16 protein-coding genes are annotated in these 16,286 nt (G+C 43.3%); 9 read left to right on the forward strand and 7 right to left on the reverse strand.

What is annotated here, in order from left to right; all coding sequences use genetic code 11:
• Positions 1 to 119: 119 nt before the first annotated feature.
• Both ACQY73_RS23505 and ACQY73_RS23510 read left to right on the forward strand, forming a co-directional pair.
• Positions 120 to 1,391 carry a M16 family metallopeptidase gene (locus ACQY73_RS23505; protein WP_428655642.1) on the forward strand — a complete coding sequence of 424 codons (1,272 nt, stop codon included), beginning with the start codon at positions 120 to 122 and terminating at the stop codon, positions 1,389 to 1,391.
• Between the two features lie 56 nt (positions 1,392 to 1,447).
• Complete coding sequence (locus ACQY73_RS23510; protein ID WP_428655644.1) at positions 1,448 to 2,293, forward strand: FKBP-type peptidyl-prolyl cis-trans isomerase; 846 nt, start codon at positions 1,448 to 1,450, stop codon at positions 2,291 to 2,293.
• Between the two features lie 74 nt (positions 2,294 to 2,367).
• Here ACQY73_RS23510 and lhgO read toward each other — a convergent pair whose 3' ends face one another.
• Entirely contained in the window at positions 2,368 to 3,564 is a 1,197-nt protein-coding gene (gene lhgO, locus ACQY73_RS23515) for an L-2-hydroxyglutarate oxidase (protein ID WP_428668525.1), read from the reverse strand.
• Between the two features lie 65 nt (positions 3,565 to 3,629).
• Between lhgO and ACQY73_RS23520 the strand changes: the two genes are divergently transcribed.
• A complete protein-coding gene (locus ACQY73_RS23520) occupies positions 3,630 to 4,184 on the forward strand; it encodes an acyltransferase (protein ID WP_428655646.1) in 555 nt (184 codons plus the stop codon).
• 7 nt (positions 4,185 to 4,191) lie between these two features.
• On the opposite strand, the gene lepB is transcribed toward ACQY73_RS23520, so the two are convergent.
• The 5 genes from lepB to ACQY73_RS23545 all read right to left on the reverse strand — a co-directional run bounded on the left by lepB (position 4,192) and on the right by ACQY73_RS23545 (position 9,137).
• Positions 4,192 to 5,352, reverse strand: coding sequence for a signal peptidase I (gene lepB, locus ACQY73_RS23525; protein ID WP_428655648.1), 1,161 nt, complete (start codon positions 5,350 to 5,352; stop codon positions 4,192 to 4,194).
• Positions 5,353 to 5,439: 87 nt separating this feature from the next.
• Entirely contained in the window at positions 5,440 to 6,783 is a 1,344-nt protein-coding gene (locus tag ACQY73_RS23530; RefSeq protein ID WP_428655650.1) for an ABC transporter permease, read from the reverse strand.
• A 103-nt stretch (positions 6,784 to 6,886) separates the two neighbouring features.
• Complete coding sequence (locus ACQY73_RS23535) at positions 6,887 to 7,822, reverse strand: ABC transporter ATP-binding protein (protein WP_428655652.1); 936 nt, start codon at positions 7,820 to 7,822, stop codon at positions 6,887 to 6,889.
• Between the two features lie 150 nt (positions 7,823 to 7,972).
• Entirely contained in the window at positions 7,973 to 8,581 is a 609-nt protein-coding gene (locus ACQY73_RS23540; RefSeq protein ID WP_428655654.1) for a cupin domain-containing protein, read from the reverse strand.
• 1 nt (position 8,582) lies between these two features.
• On the reverse strand, positions 8,583 to 9,137 hold the full coding sequence (locus ACQY73_RS23545) for an RNA polymerase sigma factor (protein WP_428655656.1): 555 nt from the start codon (positions 9,135 to 9,137) through the stop codon (positions 8,583 to 8,585).
• A gap of 356 nt (positions 9,138 to 9,493) precedes the next feature.
• Between ACQY73_RS23545 and ACQY73_RS23550 the strand changes: the two genes are divergently transcribed.
• The 3 genes from ACQY73_RS23550 to ACQY73_RS23560 all read left to right on the forward strand — a co-directional run bounded on the left by ACQY73_RS23550 (position 9,494) and on the right by ACQY73_RS23560 (position 12,081).
• Complete coding sequence (locus ACQY73_RS23550; protein WP_428655659.1) at positions 9,494 to 10,486, forward strand: c-type cytochrome; 993 nt, start codon at positions 9,494 to 9,496, stop codon at positions 10,484 to 10,486.
• 82 nt (positions 10,487 to 10,568) lie between these two features.
• Positions 10,569 to 11,441 (forward strand): SdiA-regulated domain-containing protein, encoded by an 873-nt coding sequence (locus ACQY73_RS23555; RefSeq protein WP_428655661.1) that lies wholly within the window; start codon positions 10,569 to 10,571, stop codon positions 11,439 to 11,441.
• Between the two features lie 16 nt (positions 11,442 to 11,457).
• Positions 11,458 to 12,081 carry a response regulator gene (locus tag ACQY73_RS23560; RefSeq protein ID WP_428655663.1) on the forward strand — a complete coding sequence of 208 codons (624 nt, stop codon included), beginning with the start codon at positions 11,458 to 11,460 and terminating at the stop codon, positions 12,079 to 12,081.
• A 5-nt stretch (positions 12,082 to 12,086) separates the two neighbouring features.
• Here the strand turns inward: ACQY73_RS23560 and ACQY73_RS23565 are convergent, their stop codons facing one another.
• Positions 12,087 to 14,063, reverse strand: a complete 1,977-nt coding sequence (locus ACQY73_RS23565) for a tetratricopeptide repeat-containing sensor histidine kinase (protein WP_428655665.1) — start codon at positions 14,061 to 14,063, stop codon at positions 12,087 to 12,089.
• Between the two features lie 181 nt (positions 14,064 to 14,244).
• On the opposite strand from ACQY73_RS23565, the gene ACQY73_RS23570 reads away from it, so the two are divergent.
• The 3 genes from ACQY73_RS23570 to ACQY73_RS23580 all read left to right on the forward strand — a co-directional run bounded on the left by ACQY73_RS23570 (position 14,245) and on the right by ACQY73_RS23580 (position 16,212).
• On the forward strand, positions 14,245 to 14,640 hold the full coding sequence (locus ACQY73_RS23570; protein WP_428655667.1) for a nuclear transport factor 2 family protein: 396 nt from the start codon (positions 14,245 to 14,247) through the stop codon (positions 14,638 to 14,640).
• Between the two features lie 90 nt (positions 14,641 to 14,730).
• Positions 14,731 to 15,600, forward strand: a complete 870-nt coding sequence (locus ACQY73_RS23575) for a nuclear transport factor 2 family protein (RefSeq protein ID WP_428655669.1) — start codon at positions 14,731 to 14,733, stop codon at positions 15,598 to 15,600.
• Positions 15,601 to 15,705: 105 nt separating this feature from the next.
• Positions 15,706 to 16,212, forward strand: a complete 507-nt coding sequence (locus ACQY73_RS23580) for a monooxygenase family protein (protein ID WP_428655671.1) — start codon at positions 15,706 to 15,708, stop codon at positions 16,210 to 16,212.
• The last annotated feature ends 74 nt before the right edge of the window (positions 16,213 to 16,286 follow it).

A 16,286-nucleotide genomic window follows, 5' to 3' on the forward strand; every position in this document is an offset into this window, starting at 1 on the left:
AAAAGTGAATAGGTGAGAGCGAGCGGGTCTGTATTAACGGTGCGATTTTAACGAAAACGTTCATCGAAACAAAAACAGTCCGTAATATTGCACTCTTAAAATTTGAACACCAAAGCATTATGCAATTAGATAGAACGCAAGCCCCCGATTTCCGTACCATAGAATCGGTAAAGTTTCCCAAACCGGAATCGGTGACGTTAGACAATGGTCAGCCGCTGTATGTTATCAATGTCGGAGAGCAACCTGTGGTACGTTTGGAGGTGTTATTTGAAGCGGGCACTTGGCACGAGCAAGTGGAAGGAGCGTCTTTTTTTACATTAAAGATGCTTTCGGAGGGCACCAAAAATTTCACATCGGCTCAAATAAGCGGTCATTTTGACCAGATCGGGGCTTTTTTGGAATTGAGTCACACCCCTGATCGTATCAATGTAGTGGTATATGGTTTGACCAAACATTTGACAACCATATTGGAAATGGTGGCGGAGATGCTGAATGAAGCTACATTTCCCGAAAAAGAATTCAATGATCTGCGGAATATTACCCTGCAAAACCTTCGGATCAATCTTGAAAAAAACGCCTATATAGCCACTAATACGTTCAAAGAACGACTTTTTGGCCCCTCACATCCCTATGGGAGAATTCAAAAAGAAGAGCGGATTACAGCACTATTGACGTCTGATCTGCAAAATTTTTACCATCAACGCATCAAAGCGCGCCCATTTCGCGTATTCTTATCAGGACAGGTAGGAGAGAAGGAAATAACGCTCGTAAACCAATTCTTAGGACAAAATTCAGTGACTGAACCGCTATTGCCAATTTCAACGCCTGTTATTACTCCGCAGGTTGAACCGTATTGGTTGGACAAAGCAGATGCGGTGCAATCGTCGGTGCGGGTAGGACGAAAATTGTTTAAGCGCCGGCACCCTGATTTTTATCGAATGGTGGTAGCCAATGAGATATTAGGAGGTTATTTTGGATCACGTTTGATGAAAAATATCCGTGAAGAAAAAGGCTTTACGTACGGAATTTCGTCAAGTCTTGCGTTAATGCGTCAGGAAGGGTATTGGGTGATCGGCACTGACGTTAAAAAAGAATTTGCGCAGGCCACATTGGATGAAATTCAAAAAGAGATCGGACTTTTACAAACTGAACCTGTGCCCGCCGAAGAGCTTGAAATCGTTAAGAATTACCTCGCAGGAGAGTTTGCCGGTTCATTGAATACTCCTTTTGAAATTGCTGACCGCGTGCGACTTATGGTATTGGAAGGATTGGATACTGATTTTTATTCCAACTATATCCAACGATTGCGCGTCGTAACGGTGGAAGAAATTCAGGAAATAGCGCGGCAATATTGGCAATGGGAAGAATTACAGCGTGTTATTATTGGATAGATATCCTGAAATGTTAAATGAATAACTATTAACTCGTGCAAAAGCACTTTAAACGAATGAAGCAATTAGTAGTAGCGGTTTTTGCCGCATTGAGTTTTGTGTCTTGTCAGAAAATACTGGAAGATGAGGCGGAAAAAAATTATGAATTGAATGAAGCGGCCATCAAATCGTACATCAGTACTAAAAATCTTACGATGGAGAAAAGTGCTTCGGGGCTTTATTATAAGTTTACAGCAAACAATCCGACAGGTGTAAAAGCCAACCTTGGGGATCAGGTTACGATTCATTACACCCTTTTTACGCTCGATGGAGTCAAACTCGACAGCACGGAGCGCCTTACAAATAAGCCGTTTTCGTACATCTATGGGGTCAATTCGCTCATTCCGGGCATGGATGAGATCATGACAATTATGAAAACGGGCGAGCGTACATTATTGCTTATGAACCACTTTTTAGCCTTTGGCGCTCAGTCCGACGATCTGTTACCTGCTTATTCGGCGATTGGGGCTGATTTGGAATTGGTAAAAGTACGGAACGAATCTCAGCAGATCGATGATTATGTAGCAAGCAAAAAATTAACCGTTACTGAGTTGAGTTCTACAGGATTACGCATTGCTAAGACCACAACTTCTACCGATGCTCAAATAGCAGCCGGTGATGTGGTCAGGGTAAAATACACGGGTAAGTTGTTGAGTGATAAGCAATTTGATTCGGGCGAGATTCAGGTGCGTGTTGGAGGAGGAAATGTGATAAAAGGTTTTGAAGAAGGGCTCAGTAAATTACGTTACAACGAGAAAGCAACCCTGATTTTCCCCTCAACGCTTGGTTATGGCACTCAAGGCTCCGGAACAGTTATCCTGCCTTATTCACCACTCTTATTTGAAATCGAAGTGCTGAAGTAGATACACACTATTTTGTGTTCTATGTGATTTTTAATGATATATGTAGAGCCGCAATATATTGCGGCTCTACGTTTTTAAAACCTTTTTAAGGCCAATTCCGCTACCGTTTGCCCAATAGAGAGCGATGAAGTAGCCGCCGGTGAAGGGGCATTACATACATTAATGGCATTGGGGCGTTCGATAATACTGAAATCATCCAACAATCCACCACTGCGGTCGCAGGCTTGGGCGCGTACTCCTGCACCACCCGGAATGAGGTCAGATTCCTGAATTTCGGGAATCAATTCCTGCAACGCTTTGGTAAAAGCTGCTTTTGAAAAAGAACGATACATTTCCCCTAATCCCGTCCGCCAGTATTTTGCAGCTACTTTCTGAAATCCCGGCCACGTCAATGTCTTCCACAATTCTCGGGCGTGAATGTCCAATTTTTTATATCCTTCGCGTCGGAAAGCCAATACGGCATTGGGCCCGGCTTCCACGCCGCCACCGATCATGCGCGTAAAGTGAACTCCCAAAAAAGGAAAATTAGGATCAGGTACGGGGTAGATCAGGTTTTTGACCAAGTATTGTTTTTCGGGTTTGATTTCGAAATACTCGCCTCTGAACGGAATAATGCGGAGATCAATCGGTGTTTGCTGCGTAAACTGAGCCACTTTATCGGAATAAAGCCCGGCGCAGTTAATGACCAATTTGGTTTCGAAATAATTTTGAGCAGTAATGACCATTGAGAGATTGTCGCTTTGACGAATCTCAATGACGCGCTGGCCCATATTAATTTGGCCGCCTAATTTCTGGAATTTTTCGGCGTATTTTTCACAAACAACTTTATAATTGATAATGCCCGTTTGCGGGACAAAAAAGCCTTTGATTCCCTGCACATGCGGTTCGTATTCACGCAATCCTGCCGCATCCAACATCTTAAAACCTGTCAGGCCATTTTGCTTTCCGCGTTCATATAGGCCATCTAATATAGATACCTGCTCGGGGCGGGTAGCTACCACGATTTTGCCGCAAAGGTCGTAGGGAATGCCTTCTTTTTCGGCAAAATCAATCAGCATTTTATACCCTTTGATGCAATTTATAGCTTTCAGGCTGCCGGGTTTATAGTAGAGACCTGAGTGAATTACGCCGCTGTTGTGGCCGGTTTGGTGCATGGCCACTTCATGCTCTTTTTCAATGATCAGGACTTTTAAGTGAGGGCTTTGTTCTTTGATTTTTAAGGCGGTGGCAAGCCCTACGATCCCACCTCCTATGACTGTAATATCGTATATTTTCTTCAAGGTTGTTTTGCGTTTTATATGATGCAAAGTTAGGGTAAACTGCTTAATTTTGACACATGAAGAAAACCTTAATCGAGCTCTACGCTGCTTTTCTTGCCTTCAAAGAATATTTATTCCGGGAATGGATCATGCACATTCCTTTTTATGCAATCCGGCGATTTTTTATCAAACGAACCGTAAAACGGTTGGGCAAAGGCGGATTTGTGATGATGAAAGCAGAGTTTCGGGAGGGTAAAAATATTGAGATCGGAGATTACTGTTATATTAATAAATATACTCTTTTGGACGGGCGCGGCGGTAAACTTATTCTTGGTAATAACGTAGACATTGCCCAAGAGGTAAATATCTGGACGCTTTCGCACGATCCTCACGATGACCTGCACCGAGTGTGGGGTAAAGATGTTATCATCGAAGATCACGTATGGATAGCCTCCCGCGTCACCATTATGCCGGGCGTTCGCATCGGACGCGGAGCTGTCGTTGCGGCAGGAAGTATTGTAACCAAAGATGTATCCTCTATGGCCATTGTGGCGGGAAGCCCCGCCAAAGTTATAGGCCAACGAAAAAGCGCATTAAAATACCAACTGGAATGGCAACCTTGGTTTAAGTAACAGGCAATTAGTCAATCACCCGAAACAACCGTTTCCAACGGATTTTATTGAAAATAGACTTGGGATTAGGGTCAATGGACATCCACGTAAAGAGCGCTTTGCCAACCACGTGGTCGGCAGGAACAAATCCCCAAAAGCGCGAATCGGCAGATTCGTAGCGATTGTCGCCCATCATAAAATAATAATCCTGTTTGAAGGTGTAGCTTGTCAGGAGTTTGCCGTCGATGCTTATTTTTCCGTTTTCTACCTTTACTTTTTCAGGGTCATTGTGGTCAAAGAATTTGATGGCGTTGGCGTATTTAGCCACGTTGGATGAGTCCAATTGAATCGTCCACCCTTTCTTTGGTACTTGAAGAGGGCCCCAAAATTCCTGATTTTGTTGAATGGCTGCGGGAAAAATACCCGGTTCGGCTATTTTGGAATCATAGCGACTTGTGTGCGTAATACTGCGTACGAACGAATGCTTTTTTAAATTTTCTACAATTTGCGGAGTCGTACGAATTTGATAAAGGTAAGTATTGGGCTTCGCCGAGTCAGCAGGATAATTGCTGTAATCCTGAATGTCTTCATTTTCAAAAAAACGGTCGTCCAATACATCTCCCGATTCCAAGCGATAATAAAAAACGGCCGTCGGAGGAACGGCTGCCGGTTGGCCATTTATGTAAACCACGGCCTTTTTAACTTCGATCACATCACCGCTGACTCCAATACAACGCTTGATAAAGTTGTTACGCAAATCGACCGGAAAGTGTTTATAACCACCGTCGCCGCGTGCTACATCTTCAAACGGTTCGTCGGGGTCGCCCGGATAGTTAAATACCACTACGTCATTGCGTTTTACATCCGTAAAGCCCGGCAAGCGGTACATGGGAAGTTGAATCAACGTTGAAAAAGAAGGAATACTTGTGCCCCAAATAGTTTGATGCGTCAGCGGAACCTGCAAGGGTGTGACGGGCGTGCGAGCGCCGTAGTGGAGATTACTCACAAAGATAAAATCGCCGATCAAAATCGTTTTTTCCATCGAAGAAGACGGAATGACGTAGGGTGTAAAAAGCAGCCAACGAATAAACGTTGCCGCCACCACGGCAAAAACAATGGAGTCGATCCATTCTCTAAAGGCTGATTTTTTAGGCTTTTTCGATTTGCTTTCCGCTACTTTAACTTCCATCGTGACGCTGTGTTGTATGATTCTGATACTTTTAATTTGTAGGGGCAGGTGCAAGCGGGCAGACGCAAGGCCTGCCCCTACATTTTTTTATCCTTTATAGAAAATCCATTTTGATAACTCTTTGTAATTCACCTTTTTGCCGTACATCAGAATACCGATTCGATAAATACGTGCCGCCAGCCAAGTGGTGCCCATAAACCCAAGAACCAGCAATACCATCGACAGGGCAATTTCCCAAATAGGTACACCAAAGGGAATACGCGCCATCATAACCACAGGTGAGGTGAAAGGTATCATTGATGTCCAGAAAGCCAGTGAGCCGTCGGGTTGCTGAATGGCCAATTGGGCAAAGAAGATGGCTGAAATAATGGGCAACATGACCGGAAACGTAAATTGTCCTGCCTCCTGTTGGTTTTCTACCGAAGCTCCAATGGCTGCATAAAGTGAGCTGTATAATAAATAACCGCCCAAAAAGTAAAATACAAAACAAATCAGGATCTGCGTTATCGGAAGCGATTGGGCCGATTTTCCAAAGGCATTAATGGTTTGAAGCGTACTGTTTTGCGACTTTTCGATCTCTTTTTTTACTTCAGGGTCAGCGTTTTGAGTCTGTTTATTGAGTACTTCCTGCGTAGCGGTAAAACGATTGAAGCCAAAAAGCGTTTGCGTAGCAGTAGTGACACCGAAAGTAAGAATAGCCCACAACACAAACTGGGTTAAACCTACCGCCGCTACCCCCAATATCTTGCCCAACATCAAATGAAAAGGCTTGACCGAAGAGATAATGACCTCAATGATACGGTTAGATTTTTCTTCCATCACGCCCTGCATCACACCGGCACCGTAAATGAGAATGAAAATATACAGCAAAAACGCCGCCGCGTAGCCGGCTACATAAGCAGCCATGGTACTGCTTGATTGTGAGCGCCCTTGGTCATCAAGACTGTATGTTTGGGCATCCACATCCTGATTGGCATCTTCAATGACCTGCTGAGTGATACCCGCATTGGAGAGTTTAATGTTGCGAAGTTCCCGTTGGACAATGCGTTCAATACGACTCTGAAGCATCGGGCCGATGTTCTTTTCGGCATATATCTGCAATCCCTGCGGATTGGTCATGATGTTGGAAGGAATAAAAACCAATAGCTGATTCTCTTTTCCTTTCAATTTCTTTTGGGCCGTGGCAACGGGCTCATCTTTAAATTCAAACGTCGTATTTTCGTCGTTTTTGAATTTTGTTTTAAACAAACCGCTTTGGTCAATAACCTGAATGGTCTTACGGTCGTTTTTGAACGAGCCGACTGCCACCCAAACGATGATCCCATAAAAAGCAGCGATCAAAAGAGGTGTCAGAAAGGTCATTACGATGAATGACTTTTTGCGCACTCTAACCAAGTATTCGCGTTTAAGGACAAGGAATATATTTCTCATAGCAGCAAAAGCCCCGGCCCCAAAGGGAAGTTAAATAGCATTATCCATGTTTTTGGGGCATTACAAACATGAATAAGTGTTTAAGGCAAAAAAACGTATCTTTTTATGACAAACCGATTATTTCTTCGGGTATTTCACCACCGACAGCTTTGATAAAAATATCGTTAAAAGACGGAATATTTTCGTGAAATGAAACCAACTCGACCTGACTGATGAGGTTACCTACCAAGGCATTGACGGACGCATCGCCTACCAACCGAATGTTTGCTCGGTTGACGTGTTCTTCGTCCGTTTTTTGGGAAATGATTTCAAAATCAGCCGGCAGCGATTCCAGCGTTCCGTGATAATTGACAGAATAGCTGTGTTCTTTGAATTGGTTTTTTACTTCTGTTTTACTTCCTTTCAGGATTACTTTTGATTTATGGATCAAAGCAATATGATCACAAAGTTCTTCGACCGATTCCATGCGGTGAGTGGAAAAAATAATGGTCGTTCCTTTTTCGCGGAGTTCGAGAATTTCATCTTTTATCAAATTGGCATTGATCGGGTCAAATCCTGAAAACGGCTCATCCAAAATGATCAGTTTTGGCTCGTGCATGACGGTAGCCACAAACTGGATTTTTTGCTGCATTCCTTTCGAAAGATCTTCGATGCTTTTGGTCCACCAGGTTTTGATGTCGAATTTCTTGAACCATATTTTCAGTTTTTCCATTGCTTCGCGCTCTGACAGCCCTTTTAGTTGGGCCAGATAAAGCAACTGCTCACCTACTTTCATCTTTTTGTATAAGCCGCGTTCTTCGGGCAAATACCCAATGTGCTGAATGTGTTCGGGGCGAAGGCGCTCACCGTCGAGCAATACGTAGCCTTCGTCGGGGGCGGTAATTTGAGTAATAATCCTGATCAGTGATGTTTTTCCGGCGCCGTTGGGGCCAAGTAAACCAAAAATACTGCCTTTGGGAACATTGAGGCTTACGCCGTCAAGGGCGCGATGTGTAGCGTATTGTTTTACTACATCATGAACTTCAAGAATATTAGACATATAGTTACAAGTTAAGAAGAAAGGGCTCAACAAAAGTAAGAAGACTAATGAACCCTCAGCTTAAAAGAGTTGGAAAATTAAGGGCATGTGCCAACCACTATCAAGCAATTGCGGATAGTTGGGGGATTTGGAAGGATAAACGGTAAAAAACTAGGCTACTGTTTTTTTACGCTGAATGAGGGCTTTCAGAAAACCGTTTGAGGGAGTGACTACTTTGATGGTGTGAGGAGTATCGAAGGGAATATCTACGTAATCGCCGGGTTGCAGACTTATAGCCTTGTTGCCAAGCTTACATTCGCACGCACCTTCCAAAATGAGAAAACTTTCCTGAAAATCATCTCTGTGGTGGGCGTCTTCAACCAAGTCGGATTTCAACCATGCTAAGCAAAGCTGCACCTCTTTTGATTTTCGCAGAAAATGCACTTTTAGTCCGTTGTATTCAATGGTAGGTTCAATGCCGGTCAGTGCGGCATTCCATTTTGCAGCGTCACTATAACGATGAATAAAAGGTGGATTCTCAAGTTTGATTTCTTCCTCTGATTGCAGATCCCGAAGTACACCGATAATTTTTCCTTTGAGGTCGTCATTGAGAGAAGTTTCGGCATAATTTGCCAAGGCTTCTTCTGTTTTTACTATTTCACGTTGGATTTCGGGAAAAAGCAGAGCCATTTTTGTTACTTCTTTGGCCTGCTCCTCAGAGAGCAACCCTAAACAAAATTCTTCTATAATCCCTGACTCAATATATGCCTGTATTTTCATTTTAATAATAGTGTTGCCCTAAACGGGACTTCAACTGCTTTAAAGCCGTGCGTGTTCGGGTTTTGACCGTTCCCAGCGGCAAATTCAATTTTTGAGAAACTTCTTGCTGCGTATACCCCAGATAGTAAATCAAATCAATCACTTGCCTGAGTTTAGGATCCAATAATTGGACAATCTCACTCACGCCAATATAATTAATGTGGGTAAGTTCAATTTTGATGTTATCTGTATATACAGGGTTTTCGATGTGTTGGATCTCTACCTGCGCCAATAAATGTGCAGAGCGTATAAAATTAAGGGCGGTATTGCGGGCAATATTGAGCAGCCATGTAAATAATCGGCCTTTTGCAGCATCGTATTGGTGATAATTTTTCCATATTTTTACAAATGAATCCTGTAGTAAATTTTCGGACTCTTTTTCATCTTTGACTATTTTTAGAATGATTCCCAGAAGCGCCGGAGAATAATGGTCATATAGCAGGGCAAACGTTCGCTCATCGCGAGCGTGCAGTCCCCTGATAAGATCTTCTTCTGAAATAGGTAATCGTGATTTCAAAATGTAAAGTAAGCGTTGAATAGTATGTAAATATTCAAAAAAGATATTGTTTTTCAATAATGTAATTAATGGTAAGTACCTATTCAAAATTAGTTTAAATTATTGGCGGGTTGTTTGACCCCATCCGGGGTCACATGTTTGTAGATAATAGCTGATTTCTACAAACATCTGACCCCGGATGGGGTCAAACAAAATAATGCAAACTAATTCTTATGGCTTACTTAAAGGTAATAAAGCGAGATTCCGCAGTATGTGTTAGATGACCCTTTTGAAATCCATTTTTCAGTAATAAGTGTAAATATTCCTGATATTAATCATTTCAAGTATCTATTCTCCATTTTTAAACCTTCAACTACATGAAAAAAGCTCTAAAAATTTTCGGCATTGTACTGGTCGGCGGTATTTTAATTGTACTGGCCTATGTAAAATTTGCCCTGCCAAATGTGGGCGATGCGCCTGAATTAAAAATCGAAGCCACTCCTGAACGCGTAAAACGCGGAGAATACCTTGCTAATCACGTAACGGTCTGTATGGATTGCCACAGTACGCGTGATTACAGTTTATTTTCGGCTCCGTTGGTTCCCGGTACTCTTGGAAAAGGCGGTGAATTGTTTAACCAACAAATGGGTTTTCCCGGAAGTTTTACGTCTAAAAATATTACTCCCGCCGGCATTGGCGATTGGACCGATGGTGAAATCTATCGCGCCATTACAACAGGCGTTAGCCGCGACGGCCATGCTTTTTTTCCGGTCATGCCTTATCCCTATTATGGAAGCATGGATGACGAAGACGCTAAAAGCATTGTGGCCTATTTGCGAACACTGAAACCCATCGAACATAAGCCTGCGGAGTCAGTAGCTGATTTTCCGTTTAACTTTATTTTAAATACGATTCCCAAAAAAGCAGTTGGCGGCAAACGCCCTGCCGATTCAGATGTATTGGCCTCGGGTAAGTATTTAGTGACCATGGCGGCCTGTGTGGAATGCCATACACAAGTTGAACAAGGGCAAATCATTCCCGAGAAGATGTTTGCCGGCGGGCGCGAATTCAATATGCCCTCGGGAGTATTGATCACACCCAACATTACTCCCGATAAAGAGACCGGTATTGGAAACTGGACAAAAGAGGCATTTATAGCACGATTTAGGTCTTATGCAGACAGTACATATAAACCGCATAAAGTTGGCCCCGGCGAATTTCAAACCATTATGCCCTGGACCATGTACGGCGGTATGAGTGAGCAGGATCTGGGGGCTGTTTACACGTATCTTATGACGGTGAAACCGGTGAAAAATTTGGTACCTGAGAAATTTAAGGCTACAGCTTCCAAAACCCTAACAATGCGTTAGAAGAAAGGAGAATACGACAATAACAATGGCCAATTGTTTGTTTTGTAGTACTTTGCATCTATATCACCAAAAAAAACAAACTATGGCCATTGTTACACGAGTACTTGCTTCCCTGTTTCTGTTGTCCGGAATACTATCCTGCGACCCAAGCGCCAAAGATGAAAAGGGCGATGGAACAACTTCAAAGGCTGTATTTGTCTATGATCTGACGCAACCCGCAGAAACGTACATCTTGCCCAAAGAACTGAAAGAAATTTCGGGTGTGGCGTATTTCGGGGAAAATCAACTTATCTGTGTGCAGGACGAGAAAGGAGAGGTATTTGTGTATGACGTGTCGCAACAAAAAATTACGCAACAGCATCGCTTTGGGCCGGATGATGACTATGAAGGTATTGAAAAAATAGACGATGAGATCTATGTCCTACGCAGCGATGGAACGCTCTTTAATTTTAAGCTTGGCAACAAAGAAACGCGTGAAATAGCAACCACCCTGCCGGGAAAAAACGATGTGGAAGGCCTAACGTATGATTTTGCCACCAAACGCCTTTGGTTGGCGGTGAAAGAAGCTTCCAAAAAAGCGGCAAAAGACAACGATAAGGTTATTTTCTCATTCGATCTAAAAAGCAGAAGAGTGTTTACTGAGCGCGAATTGAAAGAAAAACAATTCCAACAGGTAGGATTTAAAGGCAAAGATTGGCAGGATTTCAAACCTTCAGATATTGCCTCGCATCCTCAAACGGGCGAATTGTTTTTACTCAGCTCGGCAGGCCATCGTCTGGTTATATTTTCTCCGCAGGGAGTAGCGATTAAAAACATTGCACTTGACCCAAAACAATTCCGACAACCTGAAGGGATCTGTTTTACTCCCGATGGCACATTGTACATTTCCAGTGAGGGCGATGGAAAAGAAGGATATATCCTGAAATTCAACCCTCTAAGTGAAAAGACACTTTAAATGAAATGAATGTGAAATGGAACCGATCAATATCCTCATCGTTGATGACCATCCGATGGTCATTGAGGGTGTAAAAGCATTGTTGCAACATGTGGAGTATATTCACATTGAAGGCACTGTAAATGATGCGTTTTCAGCCGTTGATTTCCTTAAAAAAAACAAGGTTGAGGTAGTATTAATGGACATTAACCTGCCCGATCTGAGCGGAATTGATCTTTGCAGAAAATTAAAGGAAGACTACCCGAAACTCAAAATTTTGGCCATGAGCACGTTCAAAGAACGAAGCTACATTACACGAATGATCGAGCAGGGGGCCTCAGGATATGTACTCAAAAATGTACCGAAAGATGAGCTTGTTGAGGCCATTACGCAGGCGTACGCCGGACGAATGTACCTGAGCATGGAAGTGTCTCAGGTATTGGTATCAAGTCAGCCGCAAAAGCCTCTCCCGTTGCTTACATCGCGGGAAAAAGAAGTGCTGGGGTGCATTGCCGAAGGACTTACCAATAATGAAATTGCCGAAAAATTATTTATCAGCCCACTGACGGTGGATAGTCACCGTAAAAATTTGCTGGCTAAATTTCAGGTTAAAAATACCGCCGTACTTATCAAATTTGCGGTTGAGAATCAATTGATTTAAGTTGTTTATAGTTTAAATTCAATATTGACAGCAGTTCCTTTTCCCTGTGCTGATGTGATCTCCAGCGTGCCGTTAAGATAGTTGACGCGCGACTGAATATTGAGCCAGCCCACGCCTTTTTCCTGCGCCAATCGGCCGGTGTTCATTCCTTTTCCATTGTCTTCAACCGTCAGATGAAAACGGTCTCCGTCGCGAATGAGCTGCACGATGGTTTGCGTGGCATCAGCATGTTTTTGAACATTGTTAAGCAATTCCTGTACAATCCGGAAAACGATGATCTCGGTGTTTTGAGGTAAACGTTCTTCCAGTCCAAATGTTTGGTAGTCAATGGCTTGTTTGGCAGATTGGTTGAGGTAGTCGATGTAATCCTGCATGGCGTCCTTCAAGCCGAAACGCACGAGGGCTTCGGGCATCATATTGCGCGCCACGCGCCGCAGTTCCTGAATCGACGTTTCGAGGTTGTCGATCACCCGCCCGAACGCGTACGCTGACTCTTCGGGCATGATTTGGTCTCCTTTCATAGCTGTAAGTGATGATTTAATTCCGGACAACATCCCGCCGAGTCCATCGTGCAGATCGCGCGCCAAACGGCTCCGCTCTTCTTCCTGACCGCGCAGCATTCCATCCACGGCCGATAGTTGTTTCTCCTGTTCAAGTTGTTTGATCTTTTGTTCATTCAATAGGTTTTCCTGAGCGGCCAAACGCTGTTTTTGGCCTACATATCGGTAATAAAAAAAGGCTGCGATGCCTGCCATACCCAAGAGCGCCAGCAACCCATAAATAAGTAAGTTCTTTTGCCGTAACGAAAGTTGCTGTATTTGTTGCTGCTGTTGTAACGCCTTGATCTGCTGTGTTTTTTTTTCGGTTTGATACTTGGTTTCGAATTCCTGCACCGCGCGGAGCACCGTTTCATTGGTAATACCCGTGCGGAGTTCATACCATTTTTTGCGCCAGTTCGCCCCTTCTTTAAGATTGCCCCGACCGACTTCGATGTCGGACAGTATCAGGTACAGGTTTGTCAGGTATTCCCGGTATTGATTTTTTTCGGCAATTTCTTTGGCTTTTTGAGCAACAGCATACGCTTCTTTCCATTCTTTTTTCCAATAATGCTCCTGAGCGATGCCGTGATAATTCCACATTCTGATTTCATCATCCTGATTGGCATCTGCGATGGCAAGCGATTTGGCATAGTAGTCCAGTGCTTTGTCGGGGTTGCCTTCTTCGCTGAAAATGCCTCCCAGATTGGATAAAGCAGCGGCTGTCAGGTGCGGATCTTCAGTGCGTTGGGCAATCCCTAAGCATTTTTCAAAATAAAAACGACTCTTTTTGGGTTGTTTTAATTCACCGTAGGCATTGGCTACGTGCTGATAAATATAGGCAAGGGCGTTTTCAGAGCCTGTCTTTTCGGCTCGCGCAATGCATTCCAATCCTTTCTCCAATCCTTTTTGAAATTCACGCAGGTCAACGTACAGTTTGACAATATTACCCTCAATGGTAATCGGAAAACTCGGCGGTACGTCGGCCTGATTTACTTCATCAAGGGCTTTGAGATAGTATGTCAACGCCTGTCGTTGTTCGCCTTTATAATTGTGAACGTTGGCAATATAATTATAAAGCACTCCCAATGTTTTATGCGCTTTGATCGGTTGGGCAATACTGATCGCTTTCTCACAATTCTCCAGTACTTTTTGATAATTACCTTCGATAAACAGGTACAGATTTTCATTGGTTAATGCGTTGGCAATGCCCAATGGATAATTGATCTTACGACTCAGGTCCAACGCTTTTTGAATCCACGGTCGGGATTCGGCGGCCGTATGGTACAGCTTACCGATATCCAGTAATACCTGCACTTTAGCAGTATCATAGGGGGTTTTATTGAAGACCTTCAGCAGACTGTCTTGCTTGGGGTGAATTTGGGCACAACATTCCTGCATTCGGAACTGAAAAATGAAAAGCAGTAAAAGAGAAGAAGTGCGCATAGAGGTGGTCAATTTTTCTACCAAGTTCTATACTTTTTTTGATTCCGTCCAAACCCTTTCCTAAAAATCCCCTTTTTCGGGGATATAAAAAACCTGTTTTCAGGTGATTGATTTACAGGGAGTTAAAGTGCGAACTTTGCAATGTCAAACAAAACAAATACAAACTCCAATTGTAAATCAAATGAAAACGAATGAAGAAAAAGTAAAAGCCCTTTATGAGGCTTTCGGGCAAGGCAATGTGCCGTTTATTCTCGAAAATGTCGATACGGATTTTACCTGGACCGACCCAAGCGATGCTGCCATAGTACCACACGGCGGCGAGTACAAAGGGCGTGAAGAATTCGGGCATTTTTTTCAAAAATTAAGTACAGATTCCGATACAGTTCAGTGGGAAGTTGACAACTATACTTCCAATGAAAGCGATGTAATTGCTACGGGCACACACGGTATCCGAGTCAAAGAAACGGGCAAAACGGCCGTTACGGATTGGGTCATGATCTGGTCATTTGAAAACGGCAAACCGATCAAAGGCAGAAGCTATTATGATACCGCAACAGTAGCGAGCGCATTTAAATAGTTCTTTTAATCCAAAGCAATAGATATAACTATTTAACGCAATAAAATCATAATCAAACAGTAACAATCTTTTTTAACCTTTAACAATTCAATGAAAAATATTCTTTTAGTTGCTCTGTTGGCGGGATTGCCGGCGAGCCAAATCATTGCTCAGGATGTGGAAATGAACCGGAAACATATCCGCGAAGTGTTTACTGCTCTGGAGAAGAAAGATTACGCAAAATTTGCCTCAAACCTCAGTGAAAATGCGATAGATTATGCCGCCGGTCCTGAGCCGGCTCGTGGCCGCGAGGCATGTGTAGCAGCCGTAAAATCAATTTTTGACGCACTTTCAGACGTACATATCACCATTGATGACATTGGCGTTTCGGGTAATAAATACTACGTCAAAAATACGCTGAAGGCCAAGCATACCGGCAATTTGTTTGGGATGATTCCGCCCACGGGCAAACCCATTGCCTGGAGCGACGTAGATATTCTGGAATTGGACAAAGACGGCAAGTGTGTTGCGCATTGGGCCAATAATCCCAACGCATTATTTGAACAGATCGGCTACCTGGCATTTGCAAATCCCAATACCTCACTTGTGATGCAGGGATACGCTAAATTTGGGAAAGGTGATTTTGGGGGCATTGCCGACGCCTGCACTGACGATGTTGTATGGGACGTAACGGATAATCCGGATGCCAAAACCGCCCGGGTGTACAATGGCAAAAAAGAGTTGGGTATGTTCTTTAAAAACTTATCGACCGCCCTGCAAATCACTAAATTTGAGCCTGTTCGCTTTTTTGCCGATGGCGATGATGTCATTGCCTTTATCAATACCGAATATAAAATGACGGGCAACCCTAAACTTTACCGAACTACCTTAGTGCATCACTTTGTGCTGAAAAACGGCAAGATCGCCTCCTTCAAAGAGATCGTAGATAAGCTTCAGGAAATAGCCGTTGCCACTAAATAATGTATACTGAAAACGGGATGAAAAGCCATGAAAACAGTTCCCGTTTTTGGCTCATTTACAATGCCTTGGTAATGCTTATTTTTTAACTGCAAACTTATTCGAATCATGAAGCCTACACAACTTGCCCCTGATCTGTCTGAATATCCTAATTTGGTAGTAATTTATCTGGGAATGACCCACAACTCTTTCAAAGGATTGCGAACCATTATGAAACTGGGCCCGCAAATTGACAAGGCCGTGTCCGCAAAACCGGAAGGACTGTTACATCACGAGAACCTTTACTTTGGATTTATGCCTTTGCACGTTGCAATGCGTCAATACTGGAAAGACTTTGAATCCATGGAGCGTTGGACGCGTGCGTTGCCGCATCAACAATGGTGGAAAGATTTCCTGAAAGACCCACAGGGTACTCGGTTTTGGCATGAAGCCTATTGCATGAAAGGTGGAATGGAAGGCGTGTATCTTGATATTGACAACGTAGGCTTCCTGCAATTTGCTCCTAAAGTCGAGAAAAAGGGACGTATGTTTTCGTCGCGCGACCGACTTGATCTGAAAACCAACACTCCGATGCCCGCCCCGATCTATACGGAAAAGGATTTAGAGAACATGTAACATTTTCCGTTAATTCTGAAAAGCTGATTGCGTTTTTGGCAAGCTATTGAATTTCAGGCTATAAGGATTTAAAT

Source organism: Runella sp. (genome assembly GCF_965279615.1).
GTDB lineage: Bacteria > Bacteroidota > Bacteroidia > Cytophagales > Spirosomataceae > Runella.

What these genes read in the sequence shown, in the direction of transcription:
- ACQY73_RS23550 (WP_428655659.1), top strand. Translation starts at nt 9,494, where the DNA reads ATGAAAAAAGCTCTAAAAATTTTCGGCATTGTACTGGTCGGCGGTATT.
- ACQY73_RS23540 (WP_428655654.1), bottom strand. Translation starts at nt 8,581, where the DNA reads ATGAAAATACAGGCATATATTGAGTCAGGGATTATAGAAGAATTTTGT.
- ACQY73_RS23560 (WP_428655663.1), top strand. Translation starts at nt 11,458, where the DNA reads ATGGAACCGATCAATATCCTCATCGTTGATGACCATCCGATGGTCATT.
- ACQY73_RS23565 (WP_428655665.1), bottom strand. Translation starts at nt 14,063, where the DNA reads ATGCGCACTTCTTCTCTTTTACTGCTTTTCATTTTTCAGTTCCGAATG.
- ACQY73_RS23510 (WP_428655644.1), top strand. Translation starts at nt 1,448, where the DNA reads ATGAAGCAATTAGTAGTAGCGGTTTTTGCCGCATTGAGTTTTGTGTCT.
- ACQY73_RS23505 (WP_428655642.1), top strand. Translation starts at nt 120, where the DNA reads ATGCAATTAGATAGAACGCAAGCCCCCGATTTCCGTACCATAGAATCG.
- ACQY73_RS23580 (WP_428655671.1), top strand. Translation starts at nt 15,706, where the DNA reads ATGAAGCCTACACAACTTGCCCCTGATCTGTCTGAATATCCTAATTTG.
- ACQY73_RS23535 (WP_428655652.1), bottom strand. Translation starts at nt 7,822, where the DNA reads ATGTCTAATATTCTTGAAGTTCATGATGTAGTAAAACAATACGCTACA.
- lepB (WP_428655648.1), bottom strand. Translation starts at nt 5,352, where the DNA reads ATGGAAGTTAAAGTAGCGGAAAGCAAATCGAAAAAGCCTAAAAAATCA.
- ACQY73_RS23570 (WP_428655667.1), top strand. Translation starts at nt 14,245, where the DNA reads ATGAAAACGAATGAAGAAAAAGTAAAAGCCCTTTATGAGGCTTTCGGG.
- ACQY73_RS23520 (WP_428655646.1), top strand. Translation starts at nt 3,630, where the DNA reads ATGAAGAAAACCTTAATCGAGCTCTACGCTGCTTTTCTTGCCTTCAAA.
- ACQY73_RS23575 (WP_428655669.1), top strand. Translation starts at nt 14,731, where the DNA reads ATGAAAAATATTCTTTTAGTTGCTCTGTTGGCGGGATTGCCGGCGAGC.
- ACQY73_RS23530 (WP_428655650.1), bottom strand. Translation starts at nt 6,783, where the DNA reads ATGAGAAATATATTCCTTGTCCTTAAACGCGAATACTTGGTTAGAGTG.
- ACQY73_RS23555 (WP_428655661.1), top strand. Translation starts at nt 10,569, where the DNA reads ATGGCCATTGTTACACGAGTACTTGCTTCCCTGTTTCTGTTGTCCGGA.